We start from the raw sequence: 17,256 nt of genomic DNA, 5'->3' as shown, positions 1-17,256 counted from the left end.
CTGAGCGGGAATGAGGTTCAAGCCATGGGGCGGGCGATGCCGCCTTCAATGAGCATCCGAAGTCGGCCGGCTTCGTCATGGGCCGCCACGGTGCCGCACTGGAGCAGGTCGCCCTCCACGCGAGGAGCGAGCGACTTCAGCGTGAGCCGGCGAGGAGCCCTGGCGTCGTGCGCGACCAGGTCCCGGTCGAACGTGGCCCGCTGGACGCCCACGGGAGCGAACACGTCATTCGACACGCCCTCTACGTGCATCGCGCTCAGGCGCAGGGCCGCGTCCAGCACGAGCGCCGGCACGCCGTGGCCCGCCTGCCGCGTGGACTCCGGAAGCCCGAGCCGTGCGAAGCGGGCGTCTTCCTCCAGGCGGATCTCCTCCAGGCAGTCGAACATCCTGCGCAGCTCGATGGGGGAGCCCGTGGCGCAGTGCGGGTCGTGCACGGCCATGCCCTGGCCCGAGGCGTGGGCGGCCTCCAGTCGGTGTGGGGACCGGGGCGGTTCCGCCGTCAGCGTGAACCGGGCCTCGGCGTAGACAAGGTCACGCTCCAGCACCACGCCGGAGGCATGGACGATGTCGCCCGTGAGTTTCACCTGCACGCTGTGCTGGCCCGGGGCATCGGTGAGTGGAGTGCACTCGGCGCGCAGGGCCTGCTTGCCTCCGGGCTTCACGCGGATGAAGCGGGAGAACCGCACGTCCTCGATGGTGACGGTGCGCAGCTCGGGGCGCGTGTCGTCCAGGGCCGCCTGGAACATCAGGTCCAGGGCCCAGGCGCCGGGCAGGGTGGGTGTGCCTCGGACGAGGTGGTCCTCCAGGCACGGGACGCTCGCCGCGTCGACCGTGAGGTCCCTTCGTGTGGGGCGCGGAGGTTCTGGGGTGGGCGCGGGCGGGGCGATCACCTCCAGGCCGTAGAAGCCGCGCTCGCTCTCGGTGAGCTGGACGTTGATGGGTTGGACGGGCTGGCCGTCCACCAGTTGGAGGAATAGCGCCTCGCCCTCGTCGGCGCGGATGCCGCGCAGCCGGCGGCTGGCTCCGAGCACGCGGTACTCCGACCCGCGCGTCATGCCGATGCCGTCCCAGGCGAGCCAGCCCACGCTGCACCACTGCACGTCCTGGCGCGAGTCACTGACCCAGGCGCAGAGCCGGTCCAGCGCTTCGTTCGCCGCGCCGTAGTCCGCCTGTCCGTCATTGCCGATGTAGCTGAACGCGGACGTCAGGACGTGGAAGGGCACGGGGGCCGGGAGGCGGCGTGCGCAGGACTCGCGCAGGTTGCGCAGTCCCAGCAGCTTGGTGTCCAGCGTGCTCCGAAGCTCCGTGAGCCGACGGCGGTGGAGCTTCTTGGAAACCTGCGTGCCCGCGCCATGGACCACCAGGTCGAGCCGTCCGTGTTCACGGATCAGCTCCTCCACCACGCGGTCCACGTCCTCGGGACGGGTGACGTCCGCGGCGCGGTAGGTCATCTGGCCGGGAAGCCGCATGAGTCCGTCGAGCGTGGCCCGCAGCTCACGCACGGCCAGGTGGCGCTCGAAGCGTGCTCGCAGCGCGGGCATGCGCACCGTGCTGTCACGGGCGAGCTCCGAGGCGTAGAACTCGCGCTCCACGGTACCCAGTTCCTCGTCGGGCGCCTGGAGCACGCGTGCGGGGGCGTCGGAAGGGTCGCTGCGGCCCAGGAGGACGACCTTGCAGCCGTACCGCTTGAGCAGCGCTCCGGCGAGGACGGCCGTCACGCCACGTCCACCGCCCGTCAGCAGGACCACCGAGTTGGAGTCGAGCGTGACGGCGGGCCGTGCCGGGACGTCCGTGGGCTGGAGCAGCCGGACGCAGCGGACGGAGCCGTCGAAGCAGACCTCCACGGGCGCGGTGTCGTCACCGGTGCCCAGTTCGGCAGCGACATGGTCGAGCGCCGTGCGAAGCGGAAGCGAACCCGTGGCGATGGCACGGATGCCACGCGCTGGGACCTCGCGGCCCAGGGACTTGAGCAGGCCGGCGAAGAGGCCGGTGACGGGATGCAGCGTCCGGCGCGCACCGACACCGCCGATGCACAGGCTCGCCAGAGTCACGGTGCCAGCGGACAGTCCCTCATAAGCGCGGCGAGCGGACAGGAAGAGCAACTCCAGCGCCTCATGGCGCAGGGCCGTGTCCGCGACGACGGAGGACTCGCTCTCCTCTGAGGACATGCGGCACACCGAGATGATGACCTGTGGCTCGAAGCCGAGCGCAGCCAGGTTCGCCTCCGCGGTCTCCTCCCGTGTCAGGTCGATGCCGTGGATCCGCGCTCCCTCATCGGAGGCGCCCGAGTGGAGGATGCGGAACTCAGAGCCGCAGATGTCGTGTGCCTGGGCCGAAAGCTCACGGGCCACGGCCTCGCCTTGAGCGATGAACAGCACCCGCCGACCACGCAGCTGCGACGCTCCAGTCGTCAGTGCCGGACGCTCGACGAGCACCGGCGCGTGGTAGCGGATGGGCGCCGAGTGGTCGAAGCCGTCGGACGCCTCCGGGATGGAAGTGGCGGATGCCGCGACCGGTGCGATGGCTCCTGATGCAAACGGAGCGCCAGTCCCACGGACATCCAAGGTGCCCGCCTCCGGACCGGAGCGGCCCAAACCTGTCCGACTGTCGGACAGGTTTTCGCGGCCCGGCTGAGGAGAGGGCTCGTCCCGACCGACCGAGTTCTCCAAACCTGTCCGACTGTCGGACAAGTTTCTCTGGCTCGACTGAAGGGGGAGCCCCTCCCGGCCGAGGTTCTCCAAACCTGTCCGACTGTCGGACAAGTTCCTCTGGCTCGACTGAGGGAGGCGCCCGTCCCGGCTGAGGTTCTCGAAACCTGTCCGACTGTCGGACAAGTTTCCGTGGTTCGGCTGAAGGGGGAGCCCCTCCCGGCCGACTGGGCTCTGCGAACCTGTCCGACTGTCGGACAAGTTTCCGTGGTTCGCCGCCGACAGGGCGGTCCCGCCGAGGTCTCGATTCTCAGCACTGGAGACAGAGGGCATGCCCGAGGACCTGGCGGCGTTGTCCATAACGCGGCGCTCCGCGGACAGAGGTCCTGCCGCCACCGCTTGTTCCTCCGGTGCTCCAGTCTGGGCTCCGAGGTCAGGATGAAGCTGGAGCACCAGCTGGGTGCCGGTCGCGGCATCCGGATGGAAGCGCAGCGTGAGGGCCTGTCCTTCGGTGGCGGCCCGCACCGCGCTCAGCACCTCCCTCGCTTCGTGGGCGGAGTGGGGCGGCAACGTGACGCCCGCCCCTGAACCGGAGCCCGCAGCTTCGGACATCCGCAGGTGGCACAGCGGCTTCAAGCCCCGCGCTTCAGCCTTCGCGGCCGTGGTCACCGCCAGCATCGTCATGCCCTCTTCAGGCGCGGACACAGCGGCGCCTTCTCCGGGCCTCTTCACGTGAGCGCTGCCCACGAGCACCAGTTCGAAGCCGCTGTCCAACAAGGCCCGTGAAGCGCGCAGTGACGCGGCCAGCGTGCCGGCCCCCGCGTCCACCACGAAGTTCGGTCCCTTGGTGTCGAGCACCCCCGCCACCCGCCCCGGCGTGACGTTGGGCATCATCCCCTGGAGCGTGTACGGACCGGACGGACGCAGCGCGCCCACCGCAGCATGGAGCCGGTCCACCAGCGGCAGGAGCCGCGTGGAGTCCGGCGCTCGCTGGATGTGCTCACGCAGCCTTCGCCGAGTGGAGTCCGCCAGCACTCGCTGCGTGGCCTCCACGCCCCGGCGCGTCTTGCCCTCCAACCCCAGGACGATGGCCGTCCCCGTCCGCAGCGAATCGAACGCCCCGAGCTTCTTCACGACGTCGCTCGCGACGATGAGCCCCAGGTGCTGCGTGAGGTCCATGTCCTCGGTGATGTCCGGCAGCAGCCGCACGGATGCGGGCAGACGCATCCCCTTGGCGTCGAATCGCACCTCCGGGAACATTCCCTCCGCGGCCACCACCACCAGTTCTTCGCTCGGAAGCTGCGTGGACCTGGCGCGCGGCGCGAGCGGGCCTCCCTGGTACTCCTCCAACACCAGGTGCGCGTTCGTGCCGCCGAAGCCGAAGCCGTTCGTGGCCGCACGGCGCGGATGGTCTCCATTCTCCGGCCACGGCTGCTCCCGCGTGCTCACCTCGAAGTCCGGCCCGAGCGCTCGCAGCCCCGCACCTGGACGGTCGAAGTGGGACTGCGGCGGGAAGCTCCGGTGCTCCAGCGCCTTGCACAGCTTGATGATCGATGCCGCACCCGCGGCCCACCCGACATGGCCGATCAACGCCTTCACGCTGGCGAGCTGGAGGCCCTTCCGCTTGCCTCCGAAGACACGGCCAATCGACTGCAACTCGGTGGTGTCCCCGGCCGGCGTGGCCGTTCCGTGCGCTTCGATGTACTGGATGGACGCCGGTTCAACGCCCGCCGCCGCGTAGCACGCCTCCATCGCGGCCACCTGTCCGTCCGCTCGCGGGACGTTGGCGGAGCTGCTGCGTCCGTCGCTGGACAGCCCCGCGCCGCGGATGACCGCGCGGACCTTCAGCCCCGCGGAGACTGCATCCTCCAGACGCATCAGGCCGACCACTCCCGCGCCCTCGCCGAAGATGACGCCATCCGCGCGCTCGTCGAACGGTCGGCTCCCCGTCGCGGAGAGCCCCTTGAACTGGGAGAACAGGCAGCTGTTGCCCGGTCCCGGAGAGAACACTCCTCCAGCGAGCACCAGGTCGGCCTCGCCGCGCTCCAGTGCCTTCATCCCCAGCGCGATGGCGTAGAGCGAAGAGGCACACGCCGCGTCCAACAGCATCGTGGACACGCTTGGACCCACCACGTCCGCCACCACCGACTGGAGGGTGGGGTGCGGCGCCAGTTCGGAGGACGTCGCGGTGACACCCAGCGCCTCACGCATCAGCGCGGAGAACTCCCGCGCCGTCTCTCCACGAGCACGCAGCAGGGCCTCTCCCGCTTCCACGCACAGCGCGTCGTCGTACTCGGGCGAACCGTCCGCGGTGGATCCGAGCAGGCACTGGATGCGCCCAGGCGCGCGCGGCGCGGTGGACCGCAAGGACTCCATCGCCTGACTGAGCGCGATGGCCAACAGCCGCTGCTCACGGCCATAGCGTTGGAATCGGTCCGGCACGATTCCCAGAGGCGGAACGAGGTCTCTGTCCAGGACCCGCCCGGTGAGCAGCGTGTACGTGCGGTCCGGAGTCACCGCAGGACCCACGAAGTCCACGACCTGGTCCGGATGGCTCACACCCGTGTCGACGATGCCGCTGATTCCCCGCTGGATGTTCCGCCAGTACGTCTCCGGATCCTTCGCGCCGCCCGGAAGCAGGCAGCCCAACGACACCACCGCGATGGCCGGAACCACGGGCGCTGCATTCAGCGCGACAGTCGTCACGGCCGGGGGACCCACGGGCAGCGAACGGTCCACGGACGTCATCGCCACGGGCGTGTCCTTGGGGAGGATCCGCTGGACGATGCGCGTCAGCCGTCCCCCCGTGCCGCAGTCCACGAACCGCGTGCAGCCCGCGTCCACCAACGTCTCCACCGCGCCCGGGAAGTCGAAGGGACGCACCAGGTGGGACGCGAGCGCCCCTGCCAGCTCGGACCCGCCACGTCCGTAAGTCCGCCGCTCGATGGGCGAATAGATGGGCCCTCGCGCCGGATGCACGGCCAGGTCCGCGAGGCTCGCGCGGAACGCGGTGACCGCGGGCGCCAGGCTCGGGTGATGGAACGGGTAGCGGCTGGAGATGAACGTGAAGCCCTTGCCCTGCCGCTCCAGGAACGCGCGCAACCGCTCCAGTTCCTCACGAGCCCCCGCGACCACGGTCTGCCGCGAATGATTGCGGCCCGCGATCTCCAGCGACCTGGCTCCACTCTCCGCCACGGCCTGGACGGTCTCCGCCTCGGACAGGGCGACCGCCGCGAGCGTGCCCAGATCATCCGGCACGGTCTGGAGCGCTCGGATGCGCCGGCACACCACCTCCGCGCCCGTGCGCAGGTCCATGGCTCCGGACGCGGTCATCGCCGCGATCTCCCCGAAGCTGTGCCCCACGAACACATCCGGACGAGTGCCCTGACGCTCCATCCACCGCGCCCCCAGCACTCCGGACAGGAAGATGCCGAGCTGATCCAACAGCGGCGCTGCGTCCAACGCCCGGCCCACCTGGGTGACGTCCTCCGCCGCGAGCAGCGGGCCCACGTCGATGCCCTGCGAGCGGCAGGCCTCCTTCACCGCCAGCAGCTCGTCACGCAGCTCCGGCTGGAGCGCCTTCAACTGGAGGAAGAGGGTGGGCTCGAACGTGCCCTGTCCCGCGAACAGGAACGCGGTGGCGTTGGCTGGTAGCTGAAGGCCGGGCGCGGGCACCGACTCTGGGACGCGGACCATCCGCGAGACGCCGCGCGGAGCGGTGTCCGCCAGCAGAGTCCGCGCCAGTGCTCGCACGGCCTCCGGGAACAAGGCCTGCACTCCTCCGCCTCCCTGCAAGGCGAGGTCGCGGAAGCTCTTCGGGCCCGTCGGTTCATGCATCGCCGCCAGCGACTCGAAGCTGCGCTGGAAGGACTCCGGAAACGCGCGCAGCGCTCCCTGCCGGTCCGCGCAGAGCACGGTCTGGTAGCCGCATGCCACCGGCGTGCCGTCGCTCTTCAACGTGCGGAAGCAGAAGCGCAGGGATACCTCGCCGCGCTCCTCCAGTGACGTCAGGATGATCAGCCGGTCCCCCAGCGCCGCCGGGGCGAGGTTGCGCGAATAGCCCTCGTAGGTGAGCAGGAGCACCTGGTCGAAGTCGCGCCGGAAGTCGGGCTCTTCGAAGGCGTGCGGGCTGAAGAGCAGGTACTCCCGGCCGGCGCACTGGAACTTGAAGTTGGTGAGGAAGTGATGGCTCCCGTAGGCCATCGTGTCGTCGAAGTGGATGTCGTACGGGACAGCGAAGAAGTCCATGGTGATGGCTCCTGGAAGGTGAGGGGTCAGGACGCGCGCGCGGCCGGCAGCAGGCCGTCCACGGTTCCGGAGAGGCCGGCGTCCACCACCCAGATGGCGCCATTCACTCGCTGCGTCTTCGGCCCGAGCAGCAGCTCGGTCACATCCGCGACGTCGTCCGCGGTGCACAGCCGTCCACCGGGCGTCGCGGACTCCCAGCGCGCCACGCGCTCCGGCGCGTCCGGGAACATCCCCAGCAGGTCACCGTGCACGGGCCCCGCGGACACGCAGTTGGTGCGGATGCCCTCCGGCGCCAGCTCCGCGGCCAGGTAGCGCGTGAGGGACTCCACGCCCGCCTTCACCACGCCCTGGCACCCCAGGTCGTGCATGTACCGCTGCGACATGGACGTGGACATGGTGACGATGCTCCCGCCCCCACGCGCGGCCATCAGCGGACGGGCGCGCATCGCGCACTCGTAGGTGCCGGTGATGCAGGTGCGGAACGCCTTGTCCCAATCCCGGGGCGCGATGCGGTCGAACGGACCGATGAGCCCGTTGGACGCGTTGCACACGAGCAGGTCGAGCCCGCCCAACTGCTCGCGGATCGCCGCGAACATCCGCTCCAGGTGATCCTCCTGCGCGACGGAGCCCCACAGGTGGACCGCCTTGCCACCCGCATCGCAGATGTCCCGCGCCGTCTTCTCTCCGTCCTCGCGGGAGTGGAACGAGTTGACGACCACCGTCGCGCCCGCGCGAGCCAGCCGCGTCGCGATGACCCTGCCGATGCCCTTCCCTGAACCCGTGACGAGCGCGACCTTGCCAGCGAACGGCAGCTCCGTGCGCGACGGAACAGGCGCGGGTGCCACGTGGACGGGAGCGCGAGGCCTGGCTTCCACGACGGGCGGCGCGGCTGGCAGCAGCGCACGGGCCGCGTTGGCGATGGCGGCCATGGTGCGCAGGCGCTGCGAGGGCTTCGGCGCGTCGCTCAGCCCCAGTTCCTTCATGAGCACGGCCATCACCTCCGCCTGCTTCACGGAGTCGATGCCCAGCTCGTCCTCCAGGTCCGCGTGCGGCGTGAGTAGTTCCTCCGGGTAGCGCGTCACGCGTGCGAACACGGCGCGCACGCGGGGCAGGAGGTCCAGCGTGGCCGGAGCACCGGTGCTCGCCTTCGCATCACCGGTGCTCGCCTTCGCTTCGACGACAGCGGGGACTACGGACGTGGCGACATGGAGCGATGGTCCGGGCTCCGTGCCCAGCGCCTCCGTCACCGCCCCGGCGATGGCGCCGAGCGTGCGCGCCTTCCCGTTTCGCGGCAGCCGGTCCGGCGGCAGCTGGAACTCACGCGCGATGACCGCGGCGATCTCCGCGAGCTTCACGGAGTCGATGCCCAGCTCGTCCTCGAGCTGCGCATGCTCCGTCAGGATGTCGAGCGGATACCGCGTGACGGACGCGGCGCACTGCCGCACCTGCTCCAGGATGTTCGAAGGCGTGGATGTATGGGATTGAGAAGAACGCGCGGACATGATGGCCCCTGTCGGTTCAATGCGTGACGGGGCCGACTGTAATTGGGGGTCTGACACGTGCCGCGAAGCCACGTGCACAGCTCTCAGCAATCAAGGAGGCAGCGAAGACTCCTCGTGCGCGGGAATACGCACGCCCTGTTCGCGAGCCACGCGCGCACGCCGCCTTCCCAGCCACAGGGGAATGATCAGCGACGGCAGCGTGAGCAGATCCGTGATGTCCACCGTGTGAACCGTGGGCCGGACCGAGGGAATGCGCGCGCCCCCGAGCCATGCGCGCAGCGCGTAGAAGGGCCACTGCAGTGCGCCCAGCGCCCAGCGCCACGCATCCCCCGCGTCGGAGGAAATCTTCGTCGCGCCGAAGCACAGCCCCGTCAGCACGACCGCTCCCACGAGCACCGGGAACGAGGGGCGGAATTCCCGCGCTCGCCGCTGGAACGCCTGCTCCCACAGCGCCTGGAGGAGCACCGGGAACATCGCGAGCCCGGCGACGTCGGAGAGCTTCCCCGTCCACCACGACGGCCAGCGCGCCTTGAACACGTGGTCGTTCAGCACGAGCAGCACCACGGCCACCAGGACCACGGGGTGCATGAGACCGCTGGCCGGAGAGGGCTTCGCGCCGGTGGATGTCACGCCCGCGTGCATGGGGGGCACTGTCACATTCGCGGCCGGGACATGGGAAGTCCCGTGATTGCGAGGGTTTGGAAGTCGCGGTGGGAAAATAAAAAGGCCGTGTCGATTTCCCCCAGCCCCATTCGTTGCGTCCCTGAAGGCAACAGAAGAACACCCCCCGCGGCCCGACGGCGCGCGGCAGGAGACACGACCGTGCGCTTCATGATCATCCGCAGGGCGGACAAGGACACGGAAGCCGGCGTGCTCCCGGACGAGAAGCTGCTGGCCGCCATGGGCGCCTACAACGAGGAGATGGTGAAGGCGGGCGTGATGCTCCAGGGCGAGGGCCTGCACCCCAGCAGCAAGGGCGCCCGCGTGAAGTTCACGAACGGCAAACCGGCCATCGTCGACGGTCCCTTCACGGAGACGAAGGAGCTCATCGCCGGCTTCACCCTCATCCAGGTGAAGTCGCGGGCGGAGGCCCTGGAGTGGCTCAAGCGCTGGCCGTCCATGGACGCGGGCGGCAACGTGGAGCTGGAGCTGCGGCAGGTCTTCGAGGACGACGACTTCGGCGCCGAGTTCACGCCCGAGCTGCGAGAGCAGGAAGCGCGCATCCGCGAGCAGGCCGCGAAGAACATCCGCTAGTCGCGATGGCGCCTCCGCGTGACATAGGCTGCCGCGCTTCCAGGGCCGGAGCGAAGGCAGGTGCAGCGATGTTCCAGCGGATGGTGCTGCTGTGCGCGGTGTGTCTCATGGCGTGCGGAGGCAAGCGGGTGCCTACGGGGCCGGGCTCGCCTCCGGACCGGCTCGATGACGGCTGGGCCGTGGCCTCCTTCGAGGACACGGGCATTCAGCGCCCGTGGTTCGACGCGCTGGAGCACGACGTGGCCGAAGGCACGGTGGAGGCGCCGGACGCGGTGCTCGTCGCGCGAGGAGGCCAGCTCGTCTACGAGCGCTACTGGAACGACTTCACGCGGGAGAAGGCGCACGACCTGAGGTCCGCCACGAAGAGCGTCACGTCGCTGCTGGTGGGCATGGCGCACGAGCGCGGCCTGCTGCCGGACCTGGACGCGCCCGTGCTCCCACTCCTGCCGCACCTGGCGCCGGTGAAGAACGCGGATCCGCGCAAGGAGCGCATCACGCTGCGCCACCTGCTCCAGATGCGCTCCGGGCTGTCGTGCGACGACTGGGACCCCGAGTCCCCCGGCAACGAAGAGCGGATGTACGACACGGATGACTGGGCCCGCTTCATCGTGGACGTGCCCATGCGGGACGAGCCCGGCACCGTGACGCGCTACTGCACGGGCGGCGTGGTGCTGCTGGGCGCCGTGCTGGAGCACGTCAGCGGCCGCTCCATCCCGGACCTGTCGCGCGAGTGGCTGTTCACACCGATGCAGGTCCAGGACGTCACCTGGCAGCCCGCGGGCAAGAAGGGCACGGACACCGGCGGCCACCTGCGCCTGCGTCCGCGCGACTTCCTCAAGGTGGGGCAGCTGATGCTCGACGGCGGCGCGTGGCAGGGCGAGCGCCGGGTCTCCGAGGCGTGGGTGGCGGAGTCCGGCAAGGCGCTGGGGCCGCTGGGCGACGCGAACTACGGGCTCCTGTGGTGGAGCGCCCGCTTCGTCATCCAGGGCACGCCGGTGGAGGTGTCCTTCGCGCGGGGCAACGGCGGGCAGTACGTCTTCGTCGCGCCTTCGCTGGGCGTCACCGCGGCCTTCACCGGCAGCTACTATAATGATGCGGGCTCGGCGCTCCCCCTGCTCCTGTTCGGACAGTACGTGCTGCCGGCGGCGCTCGGGCTGGAGCGGCCGGGGGCTCGGGGCGGCTGAGCCGCCAGGTCTCGTGTCCTCCGCCAGACGGTGGAGGTCCGGAACTCATCTGGATTCCGACGAGGCGGTTCGCTTCTTGGATGACCGCGCGCTGACGGGTGGGCAACGTCCGCCCCGGCATGGCCACTCCGAAAGCACCGCGTTCCCGCAAGACCTCCGACCCCTCCGGCTTCGTCCGCGTCCGGGGCGCCCGCGAACACAACCTGAAGCACGTGGACGTGGACATCCCTCGCGACGCGCTGGTGGTCTTCACCGGCGTGTCCGGCTCCGGCAAGTCGTCGCTGGCGTTCGGGACGCTCTACGCGGAGGCGCAGCGGCGCTACTTCGAGTCCGTGGCCCCGTACGCCCGGCGCCTGATTGATCAGGTGGGCGTGCCGGAGGTGGACTCCATCGACGGACTGCCACCGGCGGTGGCGCTCCAACAGCACCGGGGCGCGCCGACGTCGCGCTCGTCGGTGGGCAGCGTGACGACGCTGTCGAACTCCGTGCGCATGCTGTACTCGCGCGCGGGCAACTACCCGCCGAAGCTGGAGCGGCTGGACTCGGACGCGTTCTCGCCGAACACGCCCGCGGGCGCTTGCCCCAAGTGCCACGGCATCGGCCGCGTGTTCGAGGTGACCGAGCGCTCCATGGTGCCGGATGACTCCTTGAGCATCCGCGAGCGCGCCGTCGCCGCGTGGCCGCCCGCGTGGCACGGACAGAACCTGCGCGACATCCTGGTGACGCTCGGGTACGACATCGACAAGCCCTGGCGCGACCTGCCGAAGAAGGACCGCCAGTGGATCCTCTTCACCGACGAGCAGCCCACGGTCCCCGTCTACGCGGGCTTCACGTCCGCGGAGGTGAAGCGGGCGATGGCCCGCAAGGAGACGCCCAGCTACATGGGCACCTTCACGGGCGCGAAGCGCTACGTGATGACCACCTTCGCGACGACGCAGAGCGCGATGATGAAGAAGCGCGTCGCCCGGTACATGGTCGCCAGCGACTGCTCGCTGTGCGAGGGCAAGCGCCTGAAGCGCGAGTCCCTGTCGGTGACGTTCGCGGGCCGCGACATCGGCGAGCTGTCCCGCATGCCGCTGGAGCAGGTCGCGGAGCTGATCAAACCCACGGCGGAAGGGAAGGGGAAGGACGCGGACGTCATGGCCCGCGAACACCCGGAGAAGCTCATCGTCGCCCAGCGCATCACCAAGGACCTGCTCGCGCGCATCCAGGTGCTGACGGACCTGGGCCTGGGCTACCTGTCGCTGGAGCGCAGCACGCCCACGCTGTCACCCGGTGAGTTGCAGCGGCTGCGGCTGGCCACGCAGGTGCGCTCCAACCTCTTCGGCGTGGTGTACGTGATGGATGAACCGTCCGCCGGCCTGCACCCCGCGGACACGGAGTCGCTGCTCACGGCGCTGGACCGGCTGAAGGAGGCGGGCAACTCGCTGTTCGTGGTGGAGCATGAGGTGGACGTCATCCGCCACGCGGATTGGATCGTCGACGTGGGCCCCGCCGCCGGTGAGCACGGCGGACGCGTGCTCTACAGCGGGGTGCCGGAAGGACTGGCGAAGGTGGAGGCGTCCCGGACGCGGCGCTACCTCTTCGAGGAGGAGGCCCTGCGCCGCCGCGAGCCCCGGAAGCCCACGGGACGGCTGCGCCTGGAGGGCGTGAAGCGCAACAACCTGCGCGGCCTGGACGTGGACTTCCCGCTGGGCGTCTTCACCACGGTGACGGGCGTGTCCGGCTCCGGCAAGTCCAGCCTGGTGAGCCAGGCGCTGGTGGAGCTGGTGGCGGGAAGATTGGGCCAGACGCTGGCGCCGGAAGAGGAGGAGGGCGAGCCGCTGGACCGAGAGCCGGTGATGGCGAGCGAGGGACATATCCAGGAAGGGATGGAGGCCATCCGCCGGCTTGTGACGGTGGACCAGAAGCCCATCGGCCGCACGCCGCGCTCCAACCTGGCGACGTACACGGGCCTCTTCGACCACGTGCGCAAGCTGTTCGCGGCGACGCCGCTTTCGAAGTCGCGCAAGTACGGCGCGGGGCGCTTCTCCTTCAACACGGCGGGAGGCCGCTGCGACACGTGCGAGGGCGAGGGTTTCGTGAGCGTGGAGCTGCTCTTCCTGCCCAGCGTGTACGCGCCGTGCCCCACGTGCCACGGCACCCGCTACAACGCGAAGACGCTGGAGGTGCGCTACCGCGAGAAGAACATCGCGGACGTGCTGGGCCTGACGGTGGACGGCGCCTTCGACTTCTTCACCGAAGAGCCGCCGCTCCAGCGCGCCCTCAAGGTGCTGCGAGACGTGGGCCTGGGCTACCTGCGCCTGGGCCAGCCCGCGACGGAGCTGTCCGGCGGTGAAGCCCAGCGCATCAAGCTGGCCACGGAGCTGCAGCGCACGCAGCACGGCGACACGCTCTACGTGCTGGACGAACCCACCACGGGCCTGCACCCGGCGGACGTGGACAAGCTGATGACGCAGCTGGAAGGACTGGTGGACGCGGGCAACACGGTCATTGTCGTGGAGCACGACCTGCGCGTCGTCGCCGCCAGCGACCATGTCATCGACGTAGGGCCCGGCGCGGGCAACGCAGGAGGCCGCGTGGTGGCGCAGGGCACGCCGGATCAGGTGGCGAAGGTGAAGGAGAGCCGCACCGCTCCGTACCTGGCGCGAACGCTCGGGTGACGGAGCGGTGGGACGGCGGGGATGGGTTCAGTCCTCGCCGCCGCTCCGGCCGCCGTGGCGGTCGTGGTCATCGTCGTCCTCGCCGCCGTTGCGGTCGTGGTCGTCGAAGGCATCGATGGACTTCTGGAGGTTGTTCTCCAACTGCGACCGGGCGCTGGACTCGCGCGGGTCCAGCCGCTTGCCGTCCTTGTCGGTGAACCAGCCGCTCGGGTCGATATTGAAGGTCACGTTCTGGTCGTCGCCCTCGGCGATTTCGAAGCTCACCTCGCGCTCCTGCTCCACGCGGAGGCTGGAGACGAACTGGAAGGGCTCGCCGTCGATGTGGCCGTCGATGATGAGGGACGCGCCCTGCTCCGCCAGCTCCTTCAACGCGGTCGGGGCGGTCGCGGGGTCGACCTTGCCGATGTCGAATTCGATCTCGTCGTAGGTGCCGACGTCCACGGAGATGTCCTGCAGGCGCACCATCTGGCCGTCCAGCGCCGTGCCGGACAGGTCGATGAGGAAGGGCCCCGTGCGCTGCTTGAACTCGGACTTGTCGTCGTCGGTCCCGGCATCGGAGTCGTCGTCGGAGCGGTCGTCATGGTGGCCTTCGCGCTTGAGCTCCAGCTCGCGCACCGACAGCCGCACGCGCTCCACGGTGATGCCATTGGAGAGCTCCAGCCGCTGGCTGGACGTGCGCGTCAGGGCCGAGCCCGTGACCGCGCTCCCCATCCGCGTGCTCAACCCCACCGAGGACGTGCTGTTGCCGCACGCGGACAGCCACATGAGGGACGCGAACAGACCGATGAAACGACGCATGACGTGTGTCTCCTGGTTCCGTGGGGGATGACGGGCCCGTGGACTCGCACCGGCCGTGCGATGTCCGCCCGTCATCCCTTCCGCTGAAGGAAGGGAGTCCGGCCGCGAAAAACGGCCACGGGCCGGATTTTCCGCGCGGATTTCCGGAGGGAGGCCTGGGGAATCGGCCGGGCGTACGTGGCCGGAAAAGCCCCCCGTGACTCCTTCCTCAGGGACGGTTACTGAACAGGGGTCATGGCTTGCATCCTCTCACCTGGACCGGCATCGCCTCGGGGGCCCTGCCCCGGCACGCGGTCGTCGCGCGCGTGCGCGAAGCGGGCGGGGAGGGCGGCGTGACGGAGCAGGAACTGGCGGACTGCATCCGCCGGGCTGCGCGGGGTGATCAGTCCGCGTGCGGTCAGCTCTACCAGCGCTTCCACGGGGCCGTGCGCCGCGTGGCCCAGGGCTCGGGCGTCCTGGGCACCGCGGAGGTGGAGGACGCCGTGCAGGAGACGTTCGTGCGCGCCTTCCGCGAGCTGCCCCGGCTCCAGCATCCGTGCGCGTTCAGCGGCTGGCTGCTGACCATCGCGCGGCATCACGCCTACGCGCTCAGCCGTGGCGCGAAGGCCCGGGCCCGCGTGGAGGAGGACCTGGCGCGCGAACTGGACACCGTCGCGCCCGCGCTGCCGCCGTCGTTGACGCTGGAGCGCCGCGTGGCCGTGGTGCGCGCGCTCATTGAAGGACTTCCCGAGGGCCCGGAGAAGGAGACTGTCCGCCTCTTCTATTTGGAGGGCGAGCTGAGCGCGCGGGAGATCGCCGACCGACTGGGGCTGGGCAAGAGCGCGGTGACGATGCGGCTGGAGCGCTTCCGGGCCCGCGTGAAGCGCGAGCTGCTGGCGCGGCTGCTGGCCGCGGAGGTGGGCTGAACCATGGGCGCGAGCGACAGACATCTGGACGTGGAGTCCGCGAAGCAGCTCGAACGACGCGAGCCCGAAACGGTGCGCTACTTCGCCGAGCACCTCTCGCATCCCTGTGAGACGTGCGAGGCGTTCCTCGCGCGCGACCACGCGGAGCCCGGTGAGCTTCCGGGGTTGAACGCGCTGGCGGATGAAGCGCTCGTCGCGGTCTCGGACCGTCCCGTCGGGGAGGATGCGGTCGGTTGGGCGCGGGTGCGCCGGAAGCTGCGCGCGCCCCAGCGTGCATGGCTGACCGGAGGACTGGGAGCGGTGGCCGCCGCGATCCTCCTGGCGCTCGTGGTGCGTCCGGGGGCCGGAGGTCCGGGCAGCGTGGAGCCGCCCTCGCAGCGCATCAAGGGCACTGCACCGCTCGCGCTGGAGCTCACTGCCGCGGCGCGCTTGCCGGACGGCGAGGTGCGCGCGGTCGCCGCGGACGCGGTGCTTCCGCCCGAAGCCGTGGTGCTGCTGCGCTACCACGCCAGTGAGTCCGCGGACGCACTGCTGGTGCGCGAAGCCCCCGGTGTGCCGCCGCAGGTGCTGGGCCGCCATGCATTGACGCCGGGCACGCACGACCTGCGCGACGGCGAGGACCTGGCGGGCGTGTCTCTGGAGGATGAGCGCGGACCCGTGACGCTGGTGTTGGTCGCCTGGCCGCACGGTGAACAGGAGAACGCGGCGCTGGAGGCGGTGCGCGTCAGCGGACAGGTGCCACCGGACGCGGCCCAGGCCCGCCTTCGCTTGAAGGTGGAGTCGGGGCATGCTGCTCCCTGAGGAGCCGCGCGTGTCCCGCCTGCTGTTCATCCCCGTGGTGCTGGCGCTGGTGGTGCTCGGCGCGTGCCGCTCCGTGGAGTCGCGGGAGAAGGGCCGCGCGGTGCGGGTGCGCCTGGATGATGGCGTGCTGGCGTCGGCGCAGGAGGGCGAACGGCACGCGCTGCTCATCGGCATCTCCGCGTACACGGACCCCGCCTGGAACGGGCTGCGCTACGCGGCGAAAGACGCGGACGACCTGGGCCGAGTGCTGGCGGATCCGGCGCGCGGAGGCTTCCGCTCCGTGACGGTGCTCACGAGGCCGGAGCAGACGACGCGCACGTCGGTGCTCGCCGCGCTCCAGGCCCTGGAGGCGCGTCCCTGGCGGCCCCAGGACACGGTGGTCGTGTACGTGTCCGGGCACGGTTCGCTGGCGCGCGACGCGAGGGGCGAGCTGCAGCGCTACCTGGTGACGTCCGACACCCGCTACCGGGACGTGGCCGGCACGGGCCTGGACATGGCCACGCTGGAGCAGTCGCTGGAGCGGCTGGGTTCACGGCGGCGCGTGCTGGTGCTGGCCACCTGTCACAGCGGCACGGGCAAGTCGCTGCTTCCGCCGGAGGTCCGCGACGAACTCGCGCACACCAAGGCGTCCTTCCTTCCGCAACCGTTGGAGGCGGCGAGCCGCGCCTCGCTGGTGCTGTCCGCCAGCGACTGGGGCGAGGCCGCGCGAGAGGACGACGCGCTGGCCAATGACATCTACACGCACTTCCTCATCCAGGCGCTCGACGGAAGCGGCGACCGCAACCGCGACGGCGCGGTGAGCGCCACCGAGGCCCACGATTGGGCCCGCCGCAACACCTGGGCCTATACGGAAGGGCGACAGCGTCCCAGCGCGCAGATATTGGAAGTGGGCGCGGATCCGGTGCTGCTGTCCGGTTCCTTGCAGCGGCCGGGACAGCCAGAGGTCTTCTCCTACAGCGCGAGGCTGGAGGGTTTCACGCTCAAGGTGGACGGCCACGACGCGGGCGAGCTGCCCGGAGGCGTGGTGGTGCCGGAGGGCAAGCGGAAGCTGGAGCTGCGCAAGGGCGGCCAGGTGTTGTGGGAGGACACCGTGGCGCTGCGCTCCGGCGAGCGGCGCGAACTGGAAGCGTTCCTGCGTCCCATGACGGACGGCCCCAAGCGCACGGTGACGCTGGGCGGAGGCGTGCTCGGCTTCCTGGATGGACAGAGCCGCGAGCAGGTGCTGCCGGCGTCGGCGCAGGCGGGCGTGGGGC

General features: G+C 70.4%; 10 protein-coding genes. 6 read left to right on the top strand and 4 right to left on the bottom strand.

Annotation, left to right across the window (positions count from 1 at the left end; genetic code table 11):
- Positions 1 to 17: 17 nt before the first annotated feature.
- The 3 genes from D7Y11_RS03495 to D7Y11_RS03485 form a co-directional block, all read right to left on the bottom strand.
- On the bottom strand, positions 18 to 6,896 hold the full coding sequence (locus D7Y11_RS03495) for a type I polyketide synthase (protein WP_126933002.1): 6,879 nt from the start codon (positions 6,894 to 6,896) through the stop codon (positions 18 to 20).
- A 26-nt stretch (positions 6,897 to 6,922) separates the two neighbouring features.
- Complete coding sequence (locus D7Y11_RS03490; RefSeq protein WP_121755465.1) at positions 6,923 to 8,398, bottom strand: SDR family oxidoreductase; 1,476 nt, start codon at positions 8,396 to 8,398, stop codon at positions 6,923 to 6,925.
- A gap of 90 nt (positions 8,399 to 8,488) precedes the next feature.
- The gene (locus D7Y11_RS03485) at positions 8,489 to 8,986 is read right to left on the bottom strand and encodes a hypothetical protein (RefSeq protein WP_233607186.1); all 498 of its coding nucleotides are present in this window, start codon (positions 8,984 to 8,986) and stop codon (positions 8,489 to 8,491) included.
- Positions 8,987 to 9,220: 234 nt separating this feature from the next.
- Between D7Y11_RS03485 and D7Y11_RS03480 the strand changes: the two genes are divergently transcribed.
- From D7Y11_RS03480 to uvrA, 3 genes are all read left to right on the top strand, one after another.
- Positions 9,221 to 9,652 carry a YciI family protein gene (locus D7Y11_RS03480; protein WP_120595156.1) on the top strand — a complete coding sequence of 144 codons (432 nt, stop codon included), beginning with the start codon at positions 9,221 to 9,223 and terminating at the stop codon, positions 9,650 to 9,652.
- A 68-nt stretch (positions 9,653 to 9,720) separates the two neighbouring features.
- Positions 9,721 to 10,836 (top strand): serine hydrolase, encoded by a 1,116-nt coding sequence (locus D7Y11_RS03475; protein WP_126933000.1) that lies wholly within the window; start codon positions 9,721 to 9,723, stop codon positions 10,834 to 10,836.
- 119 nt (positions 10,837 to 10,955) lie between these two features.
- On the top strand, positions 10,956 to 13,499 hold the full coding sequence (gene uvrA, locus D7Y11_RS03470; RefSeq protein WP_126932999.1) for an excinuclease ABC subunit UvrA: 2,544 nt from the start codon (positions 10,956 to 10,958) through the stop codon (positions 13,497 to 13,499).
- Between the two features lie 27 nt (positions 13,500 to 13,526).
- On the opposite strand, the gene D7Y11_RS03465 is transcribed toward uvrA, so the two are convergent.
- Positions 13,527 to 14,297 carry a DUF4382 domain-containing protein gene (locus D7Y11_RS03465; RefSeq protein WP_120579986.1) on the bottom strand — a complete coding sequence of 257 codons (771 nt, stop codon included), beginning with the start codon at positions 14,295 to 14,297 and terminating at the stop codon, positions 13,527 to 13,529.
- A gap of 239 nt (positions 14,298 to 14,536) precedes the next feature.
- Between D7Y11_RS03465 and D7Y11_RS03460 the strand changes: the two genes are divergently transcribed.
- The 3 genes from D7Y11_RS03460 to D7Y11_RS03450 all read left to right on the top strand — a co-directional run.
- On the top strand, positions 14,537 to 15,202 hold the full coding sequence (locus D7Y11_RS03460) for an RNA polymerase sigma factor (RefSeq protein WP_233597359.1): 666 nt from the start codon (positions 14,537 to 14,539) through the stop codon (positions 15,200 to 15,202).
- A 3-nt stretch (positions 15,203 to 15,205) separates the two neighbouring features.
- A complete protein-coding gene (locus tag D7Y11_RS03455) occupies positions 15,206 to 16,003 on the top strand; it encodes a hypothetical protein (RefSeq protein ID WP_126932998.1) in 798 nt (265 codons plus the stop codon).
- Positions 15,990 to 17,256: caspase family protein (locus D7Y11_RS03450; protein ID WP_148139192.1), on the top strand; the 1,267-nt coding region annotated here is incomplete at its 3' end. The genes D7Y11_RS03455 and D7Y11_RS03450, both read left to right, overlap by 14 nt.

This window comes from Corallococcus sp. AB018, assembly GCF_003986945.1.
Lineage (GTDB): Bacteria > Myxococcota > Myxococcia > Myxococcales > Myxococcaceae > Corallococcus > Corallococcus exiguus.
This window is presented reverse-complemented; position numbering and strand designations above follow the sequence as displayed.